Source organism: Afipia sp. MLSD5-FHT05B12 (genome assembly GCF_058793355.1).
The window spans coordinates 19,104-38,911 of record NZ_JBXAFS010000020.1; the positions used below are offsets into that span (position 1 = coordinate 19,104).

The 19,808-nt window shown below is 62.6% G+C and carries 17 protein-coding genes; 7 read left to right on the forward strand and 10 right to left on the reverse strand.

All coding sequences use genetic code 11. The features are described from left to right. Positions 1–37: 37 nt before the first annotated feature. The gene (locus tag AC1Q6J_RS19655; protein WP_492280868.1) at positions 38–1,759 is read right to left on the reverse strand and encodes an EAL domain-containing protein; all 1,722 of its coding nucleotides are present in this window, start codon (positions 1,757–1,759) and stop codon (positions 38–40) included. 435 nt (positions 1,760–2,194) lie between these two features. Between AC1Q6J_RS19655 and AC1Q6J_RS19660 the strand changes: the two genes are divergently transcribed. Then, entirely contained in the window at positions 2,195–2,341 is a 147-nt protein-coding gene (locus AC1Q6J_RS19660; protein WP_492280869.1) for a hypothetical protein, read from the forward strand. Positions 2,342–2,347: 6 nt separating this feature from the next. On the opposite strand, the gene AC1Q6J_RS19665 is transcribed toward AC1Q6J_RS19660, so the two are convergent. From AC1Q6J_RS19665 to AC1Q6J_RS19680, 4 genes are all read right to left on the reverse strand, one after another. Beyond that, positions 2,348–3,040, reverse strand: coding sequence for a hypothetical protein (locus AC1Q6J_RS19665; RefSeq protein ID WP_492280920.1), 693 nt, complete (start codon positions 3,038–3,040; stop codon positions 2,348–2,350). Between the two features lie 147 nt (positions 3,041–3,187). Further along, complete coding sequence (rpmF, locus tag AC1Q6J_RS19670) at positions 3,188–3,370, reverse strand: 50S ribosomal protein L32 (RefSeq protein ID WP_002713690.1); 183 nt, start codon at positions 3,368–3,370, stop codon at positions 3,188–3,190. Positions 3,371–3,510: 140 nt separating this feature from the next. Next, on the reverse strand, positions 3,511–4,185 hold the full coding sequence (mtgA, locus tag AC1Q6J_RS19675; protein ID WP_492280870.1) for a monofunctional biosynthetic peptidoglycan transglycosylase: 675 nt from the start codon (positions 4,183–4,185) through the stop codon (positions 3,511–3,513). 5 nt (positions 4,186–4,190) lie between these two features. Further along, the gene (locus AC1Q6J_RS19680) at positions 4,191–4,478 is read right to left on the reverse strand and encodes a DUF1330 domain-containing protein (protein ID WP_492280871.1); all 288 of its coding nucleotides are present in this window, start codon (positions 4,476–4,478) and stop codon (positions 4,191–4,193) included. Positions 4,479–4,632: 154 nt separating this feature from the next. Between AC1Q6J_RS19680 and AC1Q6J_RS19685 the strand changes: the two genes are divergently transcribed. From AC1Q6J_RS19685 to AC1Q6J_RS19695, 3 genes are read left to right on the forward strand one after another with little or no spacing between them, the layout of a single operon-like run. After that, positions 4,633–5,559 (forward strand): polyprenyl synthetase family protein, encoded by a 927-nt coding sequence (locus tag AC1Q6J_RS19685; RefSeq protein ID WP_492280872.1) that lies wholly within the window; start codon positions 4,633–4,635, stop codon positions 5,557–5,559. A 13-nt stretch (positions 5,560–5,572) separates the two neighbouring features. Beyond that, positions 5,573–6,250, forward strand: coding sequence for a DUF1345 domain-containing protein (locus AC1Q6J_RS19690; protein ID WP_492280873.1), 678 nt, complete (start codon positions 5,573–5,575; stop codon positions 6,248–6,250). 7 nt (positions 6,251–6,257) lie between these two features. Further along, positions 6,258–7,865 (forward strand): Na+/H+ antiporter, encoded by a 1,608-nt coding sequence (locus tag AC1Q6J_RS19695; RefSeq protein ID WP_492280874.1) that lies wholly within the window; start codon positions 6,258–6,260, stop codon positions 7,863–7,865. Between the two features lie 37 nt (positions 7,866–7,902). Here the strand turns inward: AC1Q6J_RS19695 and ispG are convergent, their stop codons facing one another. The 3 genes from ispG to AC1Q6J_RS19710 are packed head-to-tail and all read right to left on the reverse strand — an operon-like array spanning position 7,903 to position 10,693. After that, positions 7,903–9,192 carry a flavodoxin-dependent (E)-4-hydroxy-3-methylbut-2-enyl-diphosphate synthase gene (gene ispG / locus AC1Q6J_RS19700; RefSeq protein ID WP_492280875.1) on the reverse strand — a complete coding sequence of 430 codons (1,290 nt, stop codon included), beginning with the start codon at positions 9,190–9,192 and terminating at the stop codon, positions 7,903–7,905. A gap of 18 nt (positions 9,193–9,210) precedes the next feature. Continuing rightward, a complete protein-coding gene (locus AC1Q6J_RS19705) occupies positions 9,211–10,164 on the reverse strand; it encodes a DMT family transporter (protein ID WP_492280876.1) in 954 nt (317 codons plus the stop codon). Positions 10,165–10,201: 37 nt separating this feature from the next. Then, positions 10,202–10,693, reverse strand: a complete 492-nt coding sequence (locus tag AC1Q6J_RS19710) for a Fur family transcriptional regulator (protein ID WP_492280921.1) — start codon at positions 10,691–10,693, stop codon at positions 10,202–10,204. Positions 10,694–10,882: 189 nt separating this feature from the next. On the opposite strand from AC1Q6J_RS19710, the gene AC1Q6J_RS19715 reads away from it, so the two are divergent. Continuing rightward, positions 10,883–11,989: a patatin-like phospholipase family protein gene (locus tag AC1Q6J_RS19715; RefSeq protein WP_492280877.1), complete on the forward strand. Its 1,107-nt coding sequence runs from the start codon at positions 10,883–10,885 to the stop codon at positions 11,987–11,989. 139 nt (positions 11,990–12,128) lie between these two features. Here the strand turns inward: AC1Q6J_RS19715 and pcaF are convergent, their stop codons facing one another. Continuing rightward, positions 12,129–13,337 carry a 3-oxoadipyl-CoA thiolase gene (gene pcaF, locus AC1Q6J_RS19720; RefSeq protein ID WP_492280878.1) on the reverse strand — a complete coding sequence of 403 codons (1,209 nt, stop codon included), beginning with the start codon at positions 13,335–13,337 and terminating at the stop codon, positions 12,129–12,131. A 206-nt stretch (positions 13,338–13,543) separates the two neighbouring features. Here pcaF and mutS point away from each other — a divergent pair, with 206 nt between their 5' ends. Then, the gene (gene mutS / locus AC1Q6J_RS19725) at positions 13,544–16,276 is read left to right on the forward strand and encodes a DNA mismatch repair protein MutS (RefSeq protein WP_492280879.1); all 2,733 of its coding nucleotides are present in this window, start codon (positions 13,544–13,546) and stop codon (positions 16,274–16,276) included. A 6-nt stretch (positions 16,277–16,282) separates the two neighbouring features. Here mutS and AC1Q6J_RS19730 read toward each other — a convergent pair whose 3' ends face one another. Next, a complete protein-coding gene (locus AC1Q6J_RS19730) occupies positions 16,283–16,795 on the reverse strand; it encodes an OsmC family protein (protein ID WP_492280880.1) in 513 nt (170 codons plus the stop codon). A gap of 215 nt (positions 16,796–17,010) precedes the next feature. Here AC1Q6J_RS19730 and AC1Q6J_RS19735 point away from each other — a divergent pair, with 215 nt between their 5' ends. Further along, positions 17,011–19,806: a [protein-PII] uridylyltransferase gene (locus tag AC1Q6J_RS19735; RefSeq protein ID WP_492280881.1), complete on the forward strand. Its 2,796-nt coding sequence runs from the start codon at positions 17,011–17,013 to the stop codon at positions 19,804–19,806. Positions 19,807–19,808: the final 2 nt, after the last annotated feature.

A 19,808-nucleotide genomic window follows, 5' to 3' on the forward strand; every position in this document is an offset into this window, starting at 1 on the left:
CGTAGCGGCGGCAGGTTCTGCCGCCGCTGCGGTGAAATCAGTCAGCGCCGATTGCTATGGCGGGCTTGCTGTCCATGGTCCATGGCCTCGTCAGTGACGCCAGTCCCGTCAGCCGCCCCTGAATGTAGTCGCAGCCCCAGCCCTGCAATAGCCTGGCCGCCTCTTCATCCTGCACCCATTCGGCGACCGTCTCGATACCGAGCCGGTGGGCGAGATCGATCAGGGTCTGCACGAAGGCGCGGTCATCCGACGATCGCGCAATGTTCTGCACGAAGGCACCGTCGATCTTCACAATGTCCACGCCAAGTTTACGCAGGTTGCGGAACGACGTGTAACCCGCGCCGAAATCGTCGATCGCAATCCGGCTGCCGAAATTCTTCAGCCGTGTGACGAACCCGCGAACGTCATCCAGATCCTGGATCGCAACGGTTTCGGTGATCTCGACGATCAGCCGCTCGGCGACGCCGGGATGCGCCCGCATCAGCGATTCGATGCTGGCCCACCAGTCCGGATCCATGGTCGTGTCGGGCGAAATGTTGAGACTGAACTGCGCGTGAGGCGCGTCCGCCAGTTCGGCGACGACGAGCTCGAGCACCCGGTGATCGACAAGCCGGATCAGGCCAAGTTTCTCGGCAACCGGAACGATGTCCGGCGACAGCGAATACTCGCCGTCCTCCTGGCGCATCCGCACCAGGCATTCGTGGAATGCAGGCTGCCGCGAGACCGTGGCCACAACCGGTTCGTAAGCCATCACAATACGGCGTTCGTTCAGCGCCGTGACGATTTCATCGGTGACGCGGATGTTGACCCGGCGCTGGGCATCGCGCTCGACGTTCGGACGCCAGACCATCAGCGAACCCCGGCGCCGCACCTTGGCAAGATCCAACGCCTCCTGGGTCCGGCTCATCGCCTCCTCGACGGTGCCGGCGTGCCGGAGCGCATTGATCGCGCCAATCGACGCGGTCAATGCCACCGGGCCGGAGCGCGTCGGCACGACTTCATCGCGCACTCCCGCGAGAAAACGCTCGGCTGCGACATGCATATCGTCGACGGAGCAGTTCTTCAGGATCAGGCCGAACTTGTTGCCGGAAAACCGGCCGAGCACGTCGCCGCCCCGCAGCCGCGCGCGAATGCGCTTCGCGACTTCGACAATTACTTCATCGGCAACCTCATGGCCGAAGGCATCGTTGATCTGCGCGAGATGATCGATGCCGACCAGCATGAACGCAAAGGACGACCGGAATCGGCCAGCCTCTTCGATCGCCTCGGCCAACGCGGCGATCAGACGCGTGCGGTTGAATTCGCCGGTCAGCGGATCGTCCTGCGAAAGCTTCAGCAACTGCTCGTCCCGGGCGTGGCGCTCGTTGTTGATGCGAATGATCCCCCGCGCATGGGACGGTCTTCCATCCGCACCGGCAAACCAGCGGCCGCATTCATCGATCCAGAGTACCGGCGACGACGTGCTGGCGCGCAGCCCGTACTCGATCTGGTAGGGCACGCCCTCGCCGCTGTCGGCAGCCGTCGAATTCAGCACCGCGTCGTTGCGGATGGCGCGCATCGGCTCGATCAGTTTCGAGTACTCACCGGCCCTCGACAATGACTGTTGCGGAATATTGCGAAGCACGGCCGCGACATTGTCGCTCCAGTGCAGCGTGTCGCCCGCGATGTCCCAGGAAAAACTCGCCTGCCCAAGGGCGGCGAGAAGATCCGCACCGGCAGCCGGAAGAACGCTGTGCAGAAAGGGGGGATCACCGGGCACAACAGCAGGTCCGGGATTCCGCGAGGCCTGAAACGTCGTAGCTTTCAAAGGTGCCTCGTTCCGGGACGGCGAGGTGATTCGATGATCAAGAGTAAATCGTCCGACGCCCATCAGCCTAGGCCAACTTCCTGAATAATCCGGCAAACCGCTTGATTATCTATGCTCACAGGCAGGTAACCCCCTGCCAACCACATCCGGCATGGCCCTTGCGATGTCTTATGAAGGAGGCGCTTTGCGTCCCAAAATGAGACAGGCAGCCAGGCTATGATCGTATCCAGGATCACATCGACGGCGGGACCAAGCTCGCAGGCGAGACAAGCTGCGGCGGCCGTGAACCCCGCCTCCCCGGAGCCTGTTTCGAGCCGGGCTCTGGTGCCGCTTGAGCCTCCGGCCCGGATACCTCGGCTCAGCCAGCCGCGCCCGGACGCTTCGTTCGTGACCCACCTGATTGCCATGGCCGAGCAGACGCCTCAGACCCGCACCCTGCGGCGCGCAACTGCGGCGGACGCGCGCGCGGTGTATGACCGTGTCGCAGCGCCGCGTGCAAATCGTTACGGGAAAGCGTTGTCGCAGATCGCCTGAGGCCGATCAGGGCTTCGGCGGCGTTTTAACCGTGCCATCCGGCGCGCCGTCCGACACAAGGTCGCTGACATTCCAGTCTGAAACCTTGCGATCCGCAGCAGGCGTTACGCCGTTGGTATTGCGGACCACGGCCAGCGTCGGCACCGGCTTCTGCGCAGGTTCAGCATCCGCATGCTGCGACGGCGGGAATACCGGTTCAGCCGGCTTCACATCCTGATGCGGACGATCGAAAGACGGCTCTGCCGGCGCGAGATTGGCCGGCGCAGGACTGGCCGGCACGGGCGCAGGTTCGCGCCCGGCGCCGGCAGGCGCCGCAGCCGGCGCGCGCCGTTGCCGGTTGCGGAAGCCGATCGAGACACCTGCGAGAAACTCCACGACCATCAGCACAGTCAGCAGAAAGAAGGTCGATGTGCCGAACGGCACAAGCAGCAGAAACTCCGCCACCGCAGCTCCCGATACAATCAGCGACAGCAAATGATCGGTCAGATAGCGCGCGCCGGGACGCGCGGCCTTGATGACTTCGAACATCAGGAGAAGCGCGGCAAGCGCCAGCAGCGCATCGCCGAATGTCGGCGCCCACTGCACACCCGACATCAGCGTCACGCTCGCGACCGGCGCGGTGAACGCCACGCCCGGCATCAGGAAGACGAAGATGTTGTAGATCGCGAACGGAATCAGAAGCAGCGGAAAACCGATCATCGTCGGCAAGCTCTCTCTGAAGAAGTATCCTGTGATGCGCTGGTCATCACATGCGTCTGTGGCGTTCTTGTGAAGCCGCGTTCGCGCGCCTCCGCCAGCATCGCGGGCAAGCGCGCTGCCTGATAGCAGCGCGCCGCGATCCGGACGTTAGTCCTTCTTGACCTTCAGGACCTGACGGCCCTTGTACATGCCGGTCTTGAGATCGAGATGATGCGGACGGCGCAGTTCGCCCGAATCCTTGTCCTCGACATACGTCGGCTTCTTGAGCGCGTCCGCCGAGCGGCGCATGCCGCGGCGTGACGGCGAGGTTTTCCTGCGTGGAACGGCCATGGGATCGTCGTCCTCTAAATCAAGGCTCACCCGCCGGGCGGGGGCTCTCCAGAATTCGGATTGAGGCCGCGCTTATAGAGGAAGGCCGCTGCGAAAGCTAGACCAGAGGGGCCAGGAAAATGGGTCAAAAAGGCCCAAAATCAGCGATTTCGCTCCCAGCAGTCGGAGATTTCGGCGGACTGGGCCCGGATCACATAGGTCCCTGCCATCCGCCGTACACCCGGCCCCGGATTCCGGGCACTTCGGGTGACCGGATTGGGCAGGATCGAGGCCAAAAGGGCCGCCTCGCGGGCCGAAAGCGCCGCCGCCGGGCGGCCAAACGCATAATTTGCGCCCGCCTCAGCACCGAACCGGCCGTCCGGGCCGAGCTCGGCCACGTTCAGATAAAGCTCCAGAATGCGCTTTTTCGACAGCACCAGATCGATCCACATCGCCAGCGGGAACTCGAGCGCCTTGCGGACCACACTGCGGCCCGGCCAAAGGAACAGGTTTTTTGCCACCTGCTGTGTAATGGTCGAGCCCCCGCGCGCAACCTCGCCGTCCTGTGCGTCCTCAATGATGTTCCGAACCGAAGCCCAGTCGATGCCGTGATGAAAACAGAATTTAGCGTCCTCGGCGGCGACCACGGAGCGCGGCAGCGCCTCGGACATCTCGTCGAGATCGACCCATTTGCGGGTGACGGTTTCGCCTGTGAGATATCGCCCTATCATCAGCGTGGAGACGGGATGACCGCTGCTGTAGAGCGGGGTCAGCGCATAGGGCAAAAGCACCAGCGCCAGCACCACCAGCACAACCATGCGGATCAATCGCCGCATTCAGGCTACAGCCCTTCGACGCTGACGAGACGGGCTGAGCTGCATTCATCCCGAATATGCTTGAGGCCCTGATAGACCGGACCTTCATAGAAGCTCTCGAACGCGGCCACGGACGGAAATTCGAGAATCACAATGCGGCGTGGGCTCCAATCCCCTTCATGAACCTTGTGCATACCGCCGCGGGCCAGATACCGACCTCCCGCGGCCTCAAGTGCCGGCTTCACCTGACTCATGAAGCTCTGGTATCGCTCGCCGTCGCGAATTTCGACGTCGAAAATCACATAGGCAGGCATGGGCGCTCCCGTCGGGCGATTGGGCCCGCTTAGCTAACAGAAACCAGCAGCCGTGCTCTAGCCAAATCCCGGGTGGGATCAGGCTTTGCGGAATTGACGCGGGCGCTGCCATAACCGATTGTCCGCCGAAATTTGCGTTCGTTTGGAGCTTTTGATGACCACCGGCACTTCACCACAGGATTTCATGAAACGGCTCGACACCACGGCGGCCGACACCGAGGCGCTGTTGACGCGCCTTTTGTCTAACCAGCCGTTGTCCAGCGAGATCGTGCGCCCGCACCGGCTGATGGAGGCGATGCGTTATTCGAGCCTCAATGGCGGCAAGCGGCTGCGTCCGTTTCTGGTGGTGGAAAGTGCCGCGGTGTTCGGCGTGCCGCGCGATGCTGCGCTGATGGCCGGCGCCGCGCTGGAATGCATCCACTGCTATTCGCTGATCCATGATGACCTGCCGTCGATGGACAACAGTGATCTGCGGCGCGGACGGCCGACCTCGCACAAGAAGTTCGATGACGCCACCGCGATCCTCGCGGGCGACGGGCTTCTGACCATTGCCTTCGACATCATCACCCGTGACGAAGTTCACAAGGACCCGACAGTGCGCCTGCTGCTGACCCGCGCGCTTGCGCGCGCCGCCGGCGTCGGCGGCATGGTGGGCGGGCAGATCATGGATCTCGCCGGCGAAGGCCGTTTCGGAGATCCAGAGCCGCCGGATGTCGCCAAGCTGCAGCAGATGAAGACCGGCGCGCTGCTCAAGTACGGCTGCATCGCGGGCGCACTGCTCGGTCAGGCGCCGACGGACCAGTACGACGCGCTCGATGCCTATGGTCACGCGCTCGGCGAAGCATTCCAGATCGCCGACGATCTTCTGGACGTCGAAGGCGACGCCGCTGCGCTCGGCAAGCCTGCCGGGCAGGATGCGGCAGCGGGAAAAACCACCTTCGTCACGCTCCTGGGAATCGATGGCGCCAAGGCGCGCGTGCGCGATCTTCTGAAGCACGCCGATGCGGCGCTCGCACCATTCGGCGCGAAGGGCGACGTCCTGCGCGCGACCTCGCGTTTCGTCGCCGAGCGGCAAAACTAGAAGGCGCATCAGGATGCCAGGCAAGAAGGACGGCGATCCGTATCTTCTCCGCCTCAAAGGCATGCCCAAGCCGCTCCGCGTTATCTATGGGCGCCCGCGCACGTTCATCGCGCTGGCAATCGGTCTTGTATCGCTTCTGGTGCTGCCAATGCCGTGGCGGCCTGCGAGCCGCCTTCTCGTTGCGTGGGATATCTTTGTCGCAGTCTATATGGTTCTCGCCTACGTAACGGTGTTCACTTGCGACACCGCTCATATCCGCCGGCAGGCGGCGATCCAGGACGACGGGCGCTTCTTTATTCTCGCCATGACGGGCCTTGGCGCCTTTGCGAGTATTGCCGCCATCGTCATGGAGCTTGCCCTCAAACCGCAGGGAACTCCGCAACTCGTGCTTGCAGTCGTAACCATCGTGCTGTCATGGGCGATGATCCACACGACATTTGCGCTGCATTACGCCCACGACTTTTATCGCAACGCCAAAGCTGGCGGACTTTCGTTTCCAGGCGGAGGCGATCCTGACTACTGGGACTTCGTTTATTTCTCTTTCGTGATCGGCATGACAGCGCAGGTCTCGGATGTCGGCGTCACCGACAAGATCATCCGCCGGACTGCGACGGCCCACGGCATCGTGTCATTTATCTTCAATACCGCGCTGGTGGCCTTGATGGTCAATATCGCGGCCAGCGCAATATGACCGCTTCATGGTAACGACGTTCCTCACCTTTCTCCTTGTACTCACAACACTCGCGGCCTCCGCAACACTCGCGAAGCGGCTCGCGGTCGCGCCGGCCATTGTTTTCCTGATCGTCGGAATCATCCTGGCCTTCCTGCCGGGATTCCCGCGCATCGAGATGAAGCCGGAAGGCATTCTGCTGCTGGTGCTGCCGCCGCTGATCTATTCGTCCGGCGTGTCGATGAGCTGGCGCGAATTCAAGGACAATCTGCGCCCGATCGGCCTGCTGGCAATCGGCTGCGTGATCTTCACCACGGTGCTGGTCGCCACTGCTGCCCACTATGCGCTTGGGCTACCCTGGGGCATAGGGTTCGTCCTCGGTGCGATCGTGTCACCGCCGGATGTCGTGGCGCCGCTCGCCATCGCCAGGCGGTTGAAGCTCCCCCATCGCATTCTCGTCATTCTCGAAGGCGAGGGACTTGCGAATGATGCCACCGCGCTGATCCTCTACCGGTTCGCGGTTCTTGCCGTCAGCACAGGCGCATTCTCGCTCCCTCCCGCCGCCGGAACGTTCGTTGCGATCATTGTCGGCGAAGTTCTTTTTGGTATCGCCGTGGGCTGGCTCAGCCTGCGTTTGCGGCAATGGGCGCACGATCCACGCGTCGAGATTTCACTGTCACTGCTGACGCCCTATCTCGCCTTCTGGGTCCCGGAGCATTTTCATGGATCGGGCGTGATCGCGACCGTCGTGACCGGCCTTTACGTGAGCTGGAATGGACCGCTGCTGATCTCGTCGAAAACCCGATTGCAGGGCATCTTCTTCTGGGACGTCGTGATCTGGCTGATCGAGGGCGTACTGTTCCTGATGATCGGCTTCCAGTTGCGGCTTTTGATGGAAAAATCGAAGGCGCTTCCGGTATCCGAGATACTTACGGCCATAGCGATTATCTCCGCAATCGTCGTCATCGCGCGTTTCTTGTGGGTCTTTCCCGGCACGTACCTGCCGCGTCTCCTGAGCAAGCGGGTCGCCGCGCGGGATGCGAAGCCACCGTGGCGGCATATTGTCGTCATCGGCTTCACCGGCATTCGCGGCGTTGTATCCCTTGCCGTCGCGCTGGCACTGCCCCTGACGCTGCCGAACGGACAGGACTTCCCGCACCGAGATCTCATCCTGCTCGTGACCTTCGGCGTCATCATCTTCACGCTCGTCGGCATCGGACTGACGCTTCCGATTCTGGTCAGGCTGCTCGGCCTGTCCCGGCATGGACGGCTCGAAGCGATTCATGAGCGCGAGGCGGAAATCGCGGCGCGACGCGAGATTCTGGAAGCAGCGCGAGGTTCACTCGACCGGATCATCGCGGAGCGCAATCTGCCGGAGGGTCTGGCCAGATTTCTCGAGGCCCGTCACGAAACCCGCATGCGCGCTCTTCCGGAACCTCCGAGAGAAGAAGGTGAGTTCACGCCGGCGACGCAGGGCGCATCCCTGGTGCGCGAGATCATCACGATCGAGCGCACCTATCTGCACAAGCTGCTGCGCGATGGAAAGATCACCGACGAAACACGCCGGCGCATCGAGCGCGATCTCGATCTTGAGGAAGCCGTGGTGGACAACCGCGAAAAGAACGGCCCGCTGTAACAGCGGGCCGCCATGCATCGTGCAATGCGCGCTAAAGCTATTCGGCCGCGGTCACGGCGGACGCCTTGGCTCCGGTGCCGCCGTAACGCTGCTCGATATAATCGATCACCAGCGCCTTGAAGTCGGTCGCGATGGTCGGCCCGCGCAGTGTGCGGAACTTCTGGCCATCGACGAACACCGGCGCGGCAGGGGTTTCGCCCGTTCCTGGCAGCGAGATGCCGATGTCGGCATGCTTGGATTCGCCGGGTCCGTTAACGATGCACCCCATCACCGCGACGTTGAGTTGTTCGACGCCCGGATAGCGCGTCTTCCAGCTCGGCATTTCATCGCGGATGAAGTCCTGAATGTCGCGCGCCAGTTCCTGGAACACCGTCGAGGTGGTGCGGCCGCAGCCGGGGCATGCCGCCACAAGCGGCACAAAGGTGCGGAAGCCCATGGTCTGGAGAATTTCCTGACCGACCTTCACCTCAACCGTGCGGTCGCCGCCTGGCTCCGGCGTCAATGAGACGCGGATGGTGTCGCCGATGCCATCCTGCAGCAGAATGCCCAGCGCCGCCGACGACGCCACGATGCCCTTCGAACCCATGCCGGCCTCGGTCAGCCCGAGATGGATGGCGTAATCCGAGCGTGAAGCCAGTTCGCGATAGACCGCGATCAGATCCTGCACGTTCGATACCTTGGCCGACAGGATCATCCGGTTCTTCGGCAGACCGATTTCCTCGGCACGAGCCGCCGACAACAGTGCCGACTGCACCATTGCCTCGCGTGTCACCGCGCGGGCATCGATAGGATCGGGCGACGTGGCGTTCTCTTCCATCAGCTTCGTCAGCAATTCCTGATCGAGCGATCCCCAGTTCGCGCCGATGCGAATGGTCTTGCCGTGCTTGAGCGCCATTTCGACGATGTCGGTGAATTGCGTGTCGCGCTTGTTCTTGAAGCCGACGTTGCCGGGATTAATGCGGTACTTCGACAGCGCCGCGGCGCAGGCGGGATGATCCGCCAGCAGCTTGTGGCCGATGTAGTGAAAATCGCCGATCAGCGGCACATCGACGCCGAGCTTGTCGAGCTTCTCACGGATATGCGGAACGGCGGCGGCCGCCTCGTCGCGATCGACCGTGATGCGGACCATTTCGGAGCCGGCGCGCGCAAGCGCCGCAACCTGCTTCACGGTGCCCTCGATGTCCGCGGTGTCGGTGTTGGTCATCGACTGCACCACGATCGGCGCGCCGCCACCAACCCTGACGTTGCCGACGACGACCTGAACCGTCCGGTGGCGCCCCTTGGGGCCGGCCTGGATTTCCTTGGTCCGCTCTTTCAGATCGCTCACGTCAGAATCTCTTTGCGCTCAGGTGTCGTTTTCGGTGGCCGGAAGCAGGGGGTTCCCCGCCGGTTCGCCGGGGCGGTTTACCAGATATAGGCCCGCCATGACCAGAAGGGCAGCCCCTGCAAAGGCCAATGTCAGGGTGTCATGCATCACGAAATAGCCCCCAATGACCCCAAACAGGGGTGTCATGAAGGTAAATGACGACAGTTTGCTGGCTGAGTAGTTCTTTATGAGAAAGACCCAGATCAGGAATGTCGTCCCAACGATCCAGACCGTCTGGTAGATCATCAGCCCCCAGGCGAGAGATCCCGGCATCTGGGTGATGCTCTCGCCGGAGACAGCCGCCCCCAGAGCCAAAATCGGGATCGAGACCGCGACCTGATACGCCAGCGTCTTTTCGGCAGGCGCATGCAGCAGCGGGGACGCCTTTACGATCAGCGTGGTCACCGCCCACAGAATGCCGCCGGCCATCACAAGGAGATCTCCCATGATGACCCTGGCATCCACCGACGGCTGCGGCACGCCGATCGCCAGCGCGACGCCTGCGAAGGACAGCGCCAGACCGCTCCATTGCAACGGACTCAACTGTTCGCCGAGAAATCGCTTCGAGCCGAGCGCCACGACAAATGGTGCGATGTAGAGAAACACCACCGCCCGTGACGCCGTGGTGTAGACCAGTCCGCGATAGATCAGAATGAACTCGACCCCAAAGAAAAATCCGGCGAGCAGGCCCGCGCCGAGCGTGCCGTCACGCCGGAACAACCGCACGCCGCGCAACCAGGCGACCATCAGAATGATAACCAATCCGCCGGTCGAGCGGATCGTGGCCTGCAACAGCGGCGGAATCTCCGGAAGCGCCAGTTTGACCGTGATCTGATTGAAGCCCCAGCTCAGACACAACATCACCATCAGGGCGATGGCCGTCGCGCTCAACGGACGCCCCGCTGGCGCGACCTTCAAATTGTCTGATGGCATGGTACCCCGTATCCGGCTTCACGCCGTGTTGTTCTGATTATGCAGCTCGTTGACAATGCGCGCAGGTGCCGGTGATTTCCACCACCGACAATTTCGGCGCGAACCCCGTACCGCGCGCCGCTTCATTGAAACTCTGCGCCAGAGGTGCGGCCGGAATCTCGCCGACAGACCCGCATGTCTCACAAATGAGGAATGCCACCACCGCCGTCTCATCGTGATTATGCGCGCAGGCCAGAAACGCGTTGCGGCTTTCGATCCGGTGAACGAGACCGTTCTCCATCAGAAAATCCAGCGCGCGATATACCGTGATCGGCGCAGGACGCGGCATGGTCTTGGCGAGTTCGTCGATCACTTCATACGCGCCGAGCGGCCGATGGCTCGACAGCAACGCACCCAAAACCTGCCGCCGAATCGGCGTGAACTTCTGACCGCGTCCCCTGCAAACCTTTTCGGCATGCGAGAACGCATCCTCGGCGCAGCGGCCGTGGTCATGGCTTGGGTCAGGAAAAACCGGCTTAGCTTGTTTCATCGGTCCAATATGTAGTGCGGTTAATGTGATTCCGCTCATAATTTCAGCGGCATAAGTTGATGCAATATTTTGCGGCGCGTCATTTTTATTGCATTGCATCATAAAAACCCCAAATCATCGGCATACAAATGAACGCTGCGGGTCTCCAGGGAACCCGATAACTGTATCATTTCAGAGAGAAAGCAGCTGATGGCGACCACTCTCAAGACCTATCTCGACAACCTGACGCCCTGGAATTTCTCCGGCGTGCGCAAGGCAAGCGCCGCCAAGAAGATCAATCTGGCGCTTCAGGGCGGGGGATCTCATGGCGCCTTTACCTGGGGCGTGCTGGATCAGCTTCTTGCCGATGGACGACTGGAGATCACCGGCATATCCGGGGCGTCCGCAGGTGCCCTGAATGCCGTGATGGTTGCGGATGGTCTCACCCGTGGCGGTCCGGAAGAGGCACGCAAGCGCCTGGCCGAATTCTGGCGCGCAACCAGCACCGGCGGCGATCTCCCTCCGGTCCAGCGCGCCATGACCGACCGGATATTTTCATTGATGCCGTTTGCAGCCACGCCGCTGCAAAACTGGTTCGAGGCGATGGCGCATTATTTCTCGCCCTACGAACTGAACCCGCTCAACATCAATCCGCTCAGTCAGCTCATTGAGCGTTTCGTCGATTTCGATGCGCTGCGCGCCAACACCGACCTCGCGCTCTACATCTCGGCGACCAACGTCCATACGGGCCGATTGCGCATTTTCGCGAACGAGAAGATCACCGCCGACGTGGTGATGGCCTCCGCGGCGCTGCCTTTCATGTTTCGCGCGGTCGAGATCGACGGCGTGCCGTACTGGGATGGCGGCTACATGGGCAATCCCGCGATCTTTCCCTTCCTGCAGGCGACGGACGCCGAAGACGTGCTGGTGGTGCAGATCAACCCGGTGTCGCGCACCACGACGCCGCGAACCTCCGGCGAGATCATCAACCGGCTGAACGAAATCACTTTCAACTCGGCGCTGATCTCCGAACTGCGCACGATGGATTTCGTCAATCAGTTGATCGACGACGGCCGGTTGCCGCGCGGCACCGGCAAGGACCAGTACCGCCGGCTCAACATCCACCGCATCGATCTTGGCGGTCTCGGCACGCGCCTCGCCGCCTCCAGCAAGATGAAAACCGACTACGACTTCTTCGAATTGCTGCACCGGGCGGGCATGCGCGCCGCCAAGAAATTCCTCGACAGTCATTTCGACGATATCGGCCGCCGGAGTACGATCGACCTCGCCGCCGAATCCGGCGTCGAATGGGCGTGACAATCCAGCGTTCTGATACAGCTCAATGATTGTCGGGCCGGGGATATAGCGCGCCAACCCAGGCCGGAGTTATTGGACGAGGTTCTCAAAATCGAACGGGAGGCCAGAGGCCTCCCGTTTCTTCTCCGATAGCGAAAGATCAGTTCAATTTTTCGATAGCCGCCGCGGCACCCTGCCCGACGCCAACACACATGGTGGCCAGCGCATACTTGCCGCCGCGCTTTTCAAGGCCGTGGACGGCGGTCAGCACCAGCCGCGCGCCGCTCATGCCGAGCGGATGGCCGAGCGCGATCGCGCCGCCATGCGGGTTCACAAAGTCGGCATCCTCCTGGACGCCGAGTTGGCGCAGCACGGCGATGCCCTGCGACGCGAAGGCCTCGTTGAGTTCGATCAGATCGATATCACCGATCTTGAGACCGAGACGTTCCAGCAGCTTGCGCACTGCCGGGACCGGGCCCATGCCCATCACGCGCGGCGCGACACCGGCGGAGGCGTGACCGAGAAGTTTCGCGCGCGGCGTCAGACCATGTTTCTTCACGGCTTCTTCCGAAGCGAGGATCAGCGCAGCCGCACCGTCGTTGATGCCCGAGGCATTTCCGGCAGTCACCGTGCCATCGGGACGCACGACAGGCTTCAGCTTCGCCAAACCTTCGATCGTCGTCTCGGGGCGCGGATGCTCGTCCTTGTTGACGATGACAGGCCCGGCCTTGCCGCCGGCGATCGTGATCGGCGTGATTTCCTCGGCGAAATAACCCGCCGCGATCGCCTTGCCCGCGCGCTGCTGCGAACGGATCGCGAAGGCGTCCTGATCGGCGCGCGCGATCTGATAATCAGTCGCCACATTCTCACCGGTTTCCGGCATGGAATCGACGCCGTACATCTTCTTCATCAGCGGATTGACAAAGCGCCAGCCGATGGTGGTGTCGTAGGTCTCGACCGCACGCGCATAAGCCTCGCTCGCCTTGCCGGTCACGAACGGCGCACGCGTCATGGATTCCACGCCGCCTGCGATGGCGAAATCGATCTCTCCCGCGCGGATCGCCCGCGCCATACCGCCGACCGCATCGAGACCCGACGCGCAGAGCCGATTGACGGTCATGCCCGGCACTGTTTCCGGCAAACCCGCCAGCAGCAGCGCCATGCGGGCGACATTGCGGTTGTCCTCACCGGCCTGATTGGCGCAGCCGTAGGATACTTCATCCAAAGCACCCCAATCCGCCTTGGGATTGCGCTCCATCAGCGCCTTGATGGGCGCCGCCGCCAGATCGTCCGCGCGTACCTTGGCCAGCGATCCGCCGAACCGGCCGATAGGCGTCCGCACCGCATCGCAAATGAAAACATCACGCATGGTACCTCTCCTTGAAAGTCCTGCGGGCGTTGACACGTCCGCTTCCCGTTGGCCGAGTTTTAGGAAGCACCATCCATCACGTCAAATGATGTATGGCCCGAACAGCACCTTGGCCCGGCAGAGCGGCCATGCACCGGCCCTCTCAAGGCGTGGAAAACATCGCCTGCAATTCCACCATGCGAAAGAACTTTGCTAATGTTCGCTCCATGACCATCCATTCCTCGCCCCCCGCATCGCCAAATGCCGAAACTACCTCACCAGAGGTAGCCGGACGCGTCACGCCGATGATGGAACAGTACCTTGAAATAAAGGCCGCCAATCCCGGCCTGCTGCTGTTCTACCGGATGGGCGATTTCTACGAGTTGTTTTTTGAGGACGCCGAAACCGCCTCGCGCGCGCTCGGCATCACACTGACCAAACGCGGCAAGCACATGGGCGAAGATATCCCGATGTGCGGCGTGCCGGTGGAACGGTCCGACGACTACTTGCACAGGCTGATCGCGCTCGGCCATCGCGTCGCGGTCTGCGAACAGACCGAAAATCCCGCCGAGGCCAGGAAGCGCGGCAACAAGAGCGTGGTGCGGCGCGACGTGGTGCGGCTGGTGACGCCGGGCACCCTGACAGAAGACACGCTGCTCGACGCCAAGACCAACAACTATCTCCTGGCGATCGCGCGCGCGCGCGCGTCGTCCCATGCGGGCGACCGCGTCGGGCTGGCATGGATCGACATCTCGACAGCGGAATTCAGCGTCACCGAGTGCGGCGCAGGCGAGCTTGGCGCAACGCTGGCCCGCATCAATCCCAACGAAGTGATCATCACCGACGCGCTGTATTCCGATCCGGAACTGTCTGCGCTGTTCCGCACTCTCGCCGCCGTTACGCCGGTGACGCGCGACATCTTCGATGGTGCCACCGCCGAACGGCGGCTGTGCGACTATTTTGCTGTCGCAACCATGGACGGCTTCGGTGCGATGTCGCGGCTGGAAGCCACCGCTGCCGCCGCCGCAGTGACATATGTCGACCGCACGCAGGTTGGCCAGCACCTGCCGCTGTCGCCACCGGCGCGCGAGGCAGCGGGGACGACGATGGCGATCGATCCCGCCACTCGCGCCAATCTCGAACTGACACGAACGCTGGCGGGCGAGCGGCGCGGATCGCTGCTCGACGCCATCGACTGCACGGTGACCGCAGCCGGATCGCGGCTGCTGGCGCAACGCCTCTCCGCGCCGCTGACAGACAGCACAACCATCTCGCATCGGCTCGACGCCGCTGCGTTATTCGCAAACGACAGCGCCGCACGGGACGATCTGCGCGGCATCCTGCGCGCGGCACCGGACATTTCACGCGCACTGGCGCGGCTATCCGTCGGCCGAGGCGGCCCCCGCGATCTTGCCGCCCTGCGCGACGGCATTCTCGCCGCCGACAAGGCCGTCGAGCGGCTGGCGCGAATCGAGAAATTGCCGCGCGACATCACGCTCGCTATCGATGCCCTGCGCCGCCCGTCTCGCGATATTGCACGGGAATTCGCACGCGGCCTCGCCGACGAACTGCCGCTGTTCAAACGCGACGGCGGCTTCGTGCGCGCGGGTTATGAAGCCGCGCTCGATGAAACACGCAACCTGCGCGACGCCTCGCGCCTCGTGGTTGCAGCGATGCAGGCACGCTACGCCGACGATACCGGCATCAAGGGCCTCAAGATCCGTCACAACAACGTGCTCGGCTATTTCGTTGAGGTGACGGCGCAGCACGGCGACAAGCTGATGGCTGCGCCGCTCAACGCGACCTTCATTCATCGCCAGACCCTCGCGGGACAGGTTCGTTTCACCACCACCGAACTGGGCGAGGTCGAGGCCAAGATCGCCAATGCCGGCGACCGTGCCCTTGGACTTGAGCTTGAGATTTTCGACAAGCTGTGCGCGATGGCGGTTGCGGCAGGTGATGACCTGCGCGCCGCCGCGCATGCGTTTGCGCTGCTCGATGTGACCTCCGCGCTGGCGAAGCTTGCGGTCGACGAGAACTATGTGCGGCCTGTGGTGGACAACTCTCTGAAGTTTTCCATCGAAGGCGGCCGCCACCCCGTTGTCGAGCAGGCACTGAAGCGCGACGGCCAGCCTTTCATTGCCAACGCCTGCGATCTGTCGCCGGGACCGGCGCAGTCGTCGGGACAGATCTGGCTGCTGACCGGCCCGAACATGGCGGGTAAATCGACCTTCCTGCGGCAGAACGCACTGATCGCGCTGATGGCGCAGATCGGCAGCTTCGTGCCTGCGAAGCTTGCGCATATCGGCATCGTCGACCGTCTGTTCTCCCGCGTCGGCGCGGCGGACGATCTCGCGCGCGGGCGTTCAACATTCATGGTCGAGATGGTCGAGACGGCGGCGATCCTTAATCAGGCGGGCGAGCGTGCGCTGGTGATCCTCGACGAGATCGGACGCGGCACCTCGACCTTCGACGGGCTCTCGATCGCGTGGGCGTCGATCGAACATCTGCATGAGAGCAATCGATGCCGCGCTTTGTTCGCGACGCATTATCACGAACTGACCGCGCTCTCGGCCAACCTGCCGCGCCTGTTCAACGCCACCGTGCGCGTCAAGGAATGGCAGGGCGACGTGGTGTTCCTGCACGAGGTGCTGCCGGGATCGGCGGACCGTTCCTACGGCATCCAGGTGGCCAAGCTCGCCGGTCTGCCGGCCGCGGTGGTCGCACGTGCAAAGTCGGTGCTGGCGAAGCTCGAGGCGCAGGATCGCGGCACCACGGCACGCGCGCTGGCTGACGATCTGCCACTGTTTGCAGTGCCATCACGCGCGGCCGCCGAGCCGCAACCGCCGAGCGCAGCCGATCAGGTTGCCGAAGCATTGAGTGCGTTGCATCCCGACGAGATGTCGCCGCGCGAGGCGCTGGACGCACTCTATGCGTTGAAGGCGAAGCTGCCGAAGTAACGACTGTCAGATGCGATTCAGCGACACCGCCGTCTTCGGGCCGTTCTTGATGGTCTGGTAGACCACGCAGTAACGCTCGGTCAGCTTCAGCAGCTGATCGAGCTTGTCCTGCGGGGCGTCGGTGTCGACATCGAACCGCAGACGAATTTCCGCGAATCCAACCGGCGCATCCTTGTCGACGCCAAGCGTGCCGCGAAAATCGAGATCACCCTCAGCGGTGACGTTGCCGGACTTCAGCGGCGCGTCGATGGCGGTGGCGACGGATTTCAGCGTCACGCCGGCGCAGGCCACCAGGGCTTCCAGCAGCATGTCGCCCGAACAGAGTTCAAGTCCGGAACCGCCGGTCGCCGGATGCAATCCCGCGATCGCGGCAGCCGCCTTGCCGGTCTCGACCTTGCAGGACAGGCCTTCGCTGTCCAGCGAACCCTTCGCCTTCAATGTGATGAACGCTGTCTTGGGATCGGATTTGTAGCGATCCTTGATCGGCGCCTGCATGGCGCGGAGTGCGGCTGAATCCATTCTCTCGTTCTCCGTTTCCATCGGCATCAACAACGCCGCGTGCAGCTTATTCCGTATTTGGCTTGATCTACTCTAAAAAATATCATTATTATTCAATGACTTAAGAAATCAAAGAAACTCGCCCATACTCAAACCACCGTTTCTATCGAGATGAAACAGACCGTCCGCCGCAATACGCTGATGACACCGTTGCCGCCGTCCGTTATCCGAATGGAATGGACAGCGTGACGGCCAAACTCCCCCCGGAAGACGACGTGATGTTCGACAGCGCACGTATCGCAGGCGAAATCGACGCGCTCGCGCAAAAGCACGCCGGAAAAGACGACCTGCTTCGGGCGGCCATTACACAATTGCTGAAAGGCGAACTGGCGCTGGCCCGCGAGGCCGCGCAGACGGAATTGCTGAAGGACCGGCATGGGCGGCGATGCGCCGAGCGGCTTTGCTTCGTCCAGGACGAGATCATCCGCATTCTGTTCAACGCCGCGACCAAGCACCTTTATCACTCGCCGACCCCGTCAGACTCCGAACGCATGGCCGTCATCGCCACCGGCGGCTATGGCCGCGGCTTGATGGCGCCGGAGTCCGACATCGATCTCTTGTTCATCCTTCCTTACAAGCAGACCGCCTGGGGCGAGCAGGTCGCGGAAGCGATCCTCTATTGCCTGTGGGACATGGGGCTGAAGGTCGGCCACGCCACCCGCTCCATCGACGAATCGATCCGGCAGGCGCGGGGCGACATGACGATCCGCACCTCGGTGCTGGAAACGAGATTCCTCACCGGAGACACCGCCCTCTACGACGAGCTCGTCACACGTTTCGACAAGGACGTCGTGCAAGGGACGGCTACCGAGTTCGTCGCCGCGAAACTCGCGGAACGCGAGGAACGGCACCGGCGCGCGGGCCAGTCGCGCTATCTGGTCGAGCCCAACGTCAAGGACGGCAAGGGCGGCCTTCGCGACCTTCATACGCTGTTCTGGATCGCCAAATACGTCTACCGAGTCAGCAACACCGAAGACCTTGTGCAACGCGGCGTGTTCGATCCGCAGGAATACCGCACCTTCCGCCGCTGCGAGGACTTTCTGTGGTCGGTCCGCTGCAACATGCACTTCTTCACCGGCCGCCCCGAAGAGCGGCTGTCGTTCGAGATGCAGCGCGAGATCGCGCAGCGGCTCGGCTACACCTCGCATCCCGGCATGCAGGATGTCGAGCGCTTCATGAAGCACTACTTCCTGATTGCCAAGGAAGTCGGCGACCTCACCGCCATCCTGTGCGCCAAGCTGGAGGATCAGGAGGCCAAGCCCGCGCCGGTGCTGAGCCGGATGATGGCGAGGCTCCGGCCCGGCCGCAAACGCGGCCGCGTTCCCGGCGGCGAAGATTTTGTCATCGACAACAACCGCATCAACCTTGCGGCGCCCGACGTGTTCAAGACCGATCCGGTCAACCTGATCCGTATTTTCCGGCTCGCACAGAAGAACAATCTGGCATTCCATCCCGACGCCATGCGCGCGGCAACGCGCTCGCTCGGCCTGATCACACCGAAGCTTCGCGAAAACCCCGAAGCCAACAAGCTGTTCATGGAAATTCTGACGTCGAACGACGCGGAAACGGTGCTGCGGCGGATGAACGAGGCCGGTGTGCTTGGCCGCTTTATCCGCGCGTTCGGGCGGATCGTGTCGATGATGCAGTTCAACATGTATCATCACTATACTGTCGATGAGCATCTGCTGCGCTGCATCGGCATTCTTCAGGACATCGAGCGCGGCGGGAACGACGAATTCGTTGTCGCCAGCGACCTGATGCGGAAAATCCATCCTGAGCATCGCGCCGTGATCTACATGGCGGTGTTCCTGCACGACATCGCCAAGGGCCGCCCTGAGGATCACTCCATCGCGGGCGCGAAGGTGGCGCGGCGGCTTTGCCCGCGCTTCGGATTCAATGCCGCCGACACCGAGCTGATCGCGTGGCTGATCGAGGAACACCTCACCATGTCCACGGTGGCGCAATCGCGCGACCTGTCGGACCGCAAGACCATCGAGAACTTCGCAGCGGTCGTACAATCGGTCGAGCAGATGAAGCTGCTGACCATTCTGACCACGGCCGACATTCGCGGCGTCGGCCCGGGCGTCTGGAACGGCTGGAAAGCGCAGTTGATCCGCACGCTGTATTACGAAACCGAACCGGTGCTGACCGGCGGCTTCTCCGAGGTCAACCGGGCCCAGCGTATCGACGCCGCGCAGGCCGAATTCCGCGCCACCTTTACCGAGTGGCCGGACAGCGAACTCGAGGCCTATATCGCGCGGCACTATCCCGCGTACTGGCTCAAGGTCGAATTGCCGCGCAAAATTCGCCACGCGCGCTTCGTCAAGGCGAGTGAGGCCGGCGGCCACAAGCTGGCGGTCAATGTCGGCTTCGATGAGGGACGCGGCGTCACCGAACTGACGATCATGGCGCCCGATCATCCCTGGCTGCTGTCGATCATCGCAGGTGCCTGCGCCTCGGCCGGCGCCAACATCGTCGACGCGCAGATTTACACCACCACCGACGGCATCGCGCTCGATACCATCGCGATTACCCGCGAATACGACCGCGACGATGACGAGGGACGGCGCGCAACCCGCATCGGCGACACCATCGAGCAGGTGCTGGAAGGCAAGTTGCGACTGCCGGACATGATGGCGCGCCGCGCGGCGTCCAAGACGCGGCTCAAACCGTTCAGTGTGGAGCCGGAAGTCAGCATCAACAACCAGTGGTCGGATCGCTACACCGTGATCGAGGTCTCCGGCCTCGATCGTCCGGGCCTGCTGTTCCAGCTCACGACCGCGATCTCCAAACTGAACCTCAACATCGCATCGGCCCACGTCGCAACCTTCGGCGAACGGGCCCGCGACGTATTCTATGTCACGGATCTGCTCGGCGCGCAGATCACCGCGCCCACGCGGCAGGCCGCGATCAAACGCGCGCTGATCCATCTGCTCGCCAACGGCGACGCCGCGGAAAAGCCGGCGGCCTAACT

Coding starts and splice junctions, on each gene's coding strand:
- AC1Q6J_RS19735 (WP_492280881.1), top strand. CDS start 17,011: ATGGACAGCGTGACGGCCAAACTCCCCCCGGAAGACGACGTGATGTTC.
- mtgA (WP_492280870.1), bottom strand. CDS start 4,185: ATGCGGCGATTGATCCGCATGGTTGTGCTGGTGGTGCTGGCGCTGGTG.
- rpmF (WP_002713690.1), bottom strand. CDS start 3,370: ATGGCCGTTCCACGCAGGAAAACCTCGCCGTCACGCCGCGGCATGCGC.
- AC1Q6J_RS19715 (WP_492280877.1), top strand. CDS start 10,883: ATGGCGACCACTCTCAAGACCTATCTCGACAACCTGACGCCCTGGAAT.
- AC1Q6J_RS19690 (WP_492280873.1), top strand. CDS start 5,573: ATGCCAGGCAAGAAGGACGGCGATCCGTATCTTCTCCGCCTCAAAGGC.
- mutS (WP_492280879.1), top strand. CDS start 13,544: ATGACCATCCATTCCTCGCCCCCCGCATCGCCAAATGCCGAAACTACC.
- AC1Q6J_RS19730 (WP_492280880.1), bottom strand. CDS start 16,795: ATGGATTCAGCCGCACTCCGCGCCATGCAGGCGCCGATCAAGGATCGC.
- AC1Q6J_RS19695 (WP_492280874.1), top strand. CDS start 6,258: ATGGTAACGACGTTCCTCACCTTTCTCCTTGTACTCACAACACTCGCG.
- AC1Q6J_RS19685 (WP_492280872.1), top strand. CDS start 4,633: ATGACCACCGGCACTTCACCACAGGATTTCATGAAACGGCTCGACACC.
- AC1Q6J_RS19665 (WP_492280920.1), bottom strand. CDS start 3,040: ATGATCGGTTTTCCGCTGCTTCTGATTCCGTTCGCGATCTACAACATC.
- AC1Q6J_RS19680 (WP_492280871.1), bottom strand. CDS start 4,478: ATGCCTGCCTATGTGATTTTCGACGTCGAAATTCGCGACGGCGAGCGA.
- AC1Q6J_RS19705 (WP_492280876.1), bottom strand. CDS start 10,164: ATGCCATCAGACAATTTGAAGGTCGCGCCAGCGGGGCGTCCGTTGAGC.
- AC1Q6J_RS19710 (WP_492280921.1), bottom strand. CDS start 10,693: ATGAAACAAGCTAAGCCGGTTTTTCCTGACCCAAGCCATGACCACGGC.
- pcaF (WP_492280878.1), bottom strand. CDS start 13,337: ATGCGTGATGTTTTCATTTGCGATGCGGTGCGGACGCCTATCGGCCGG.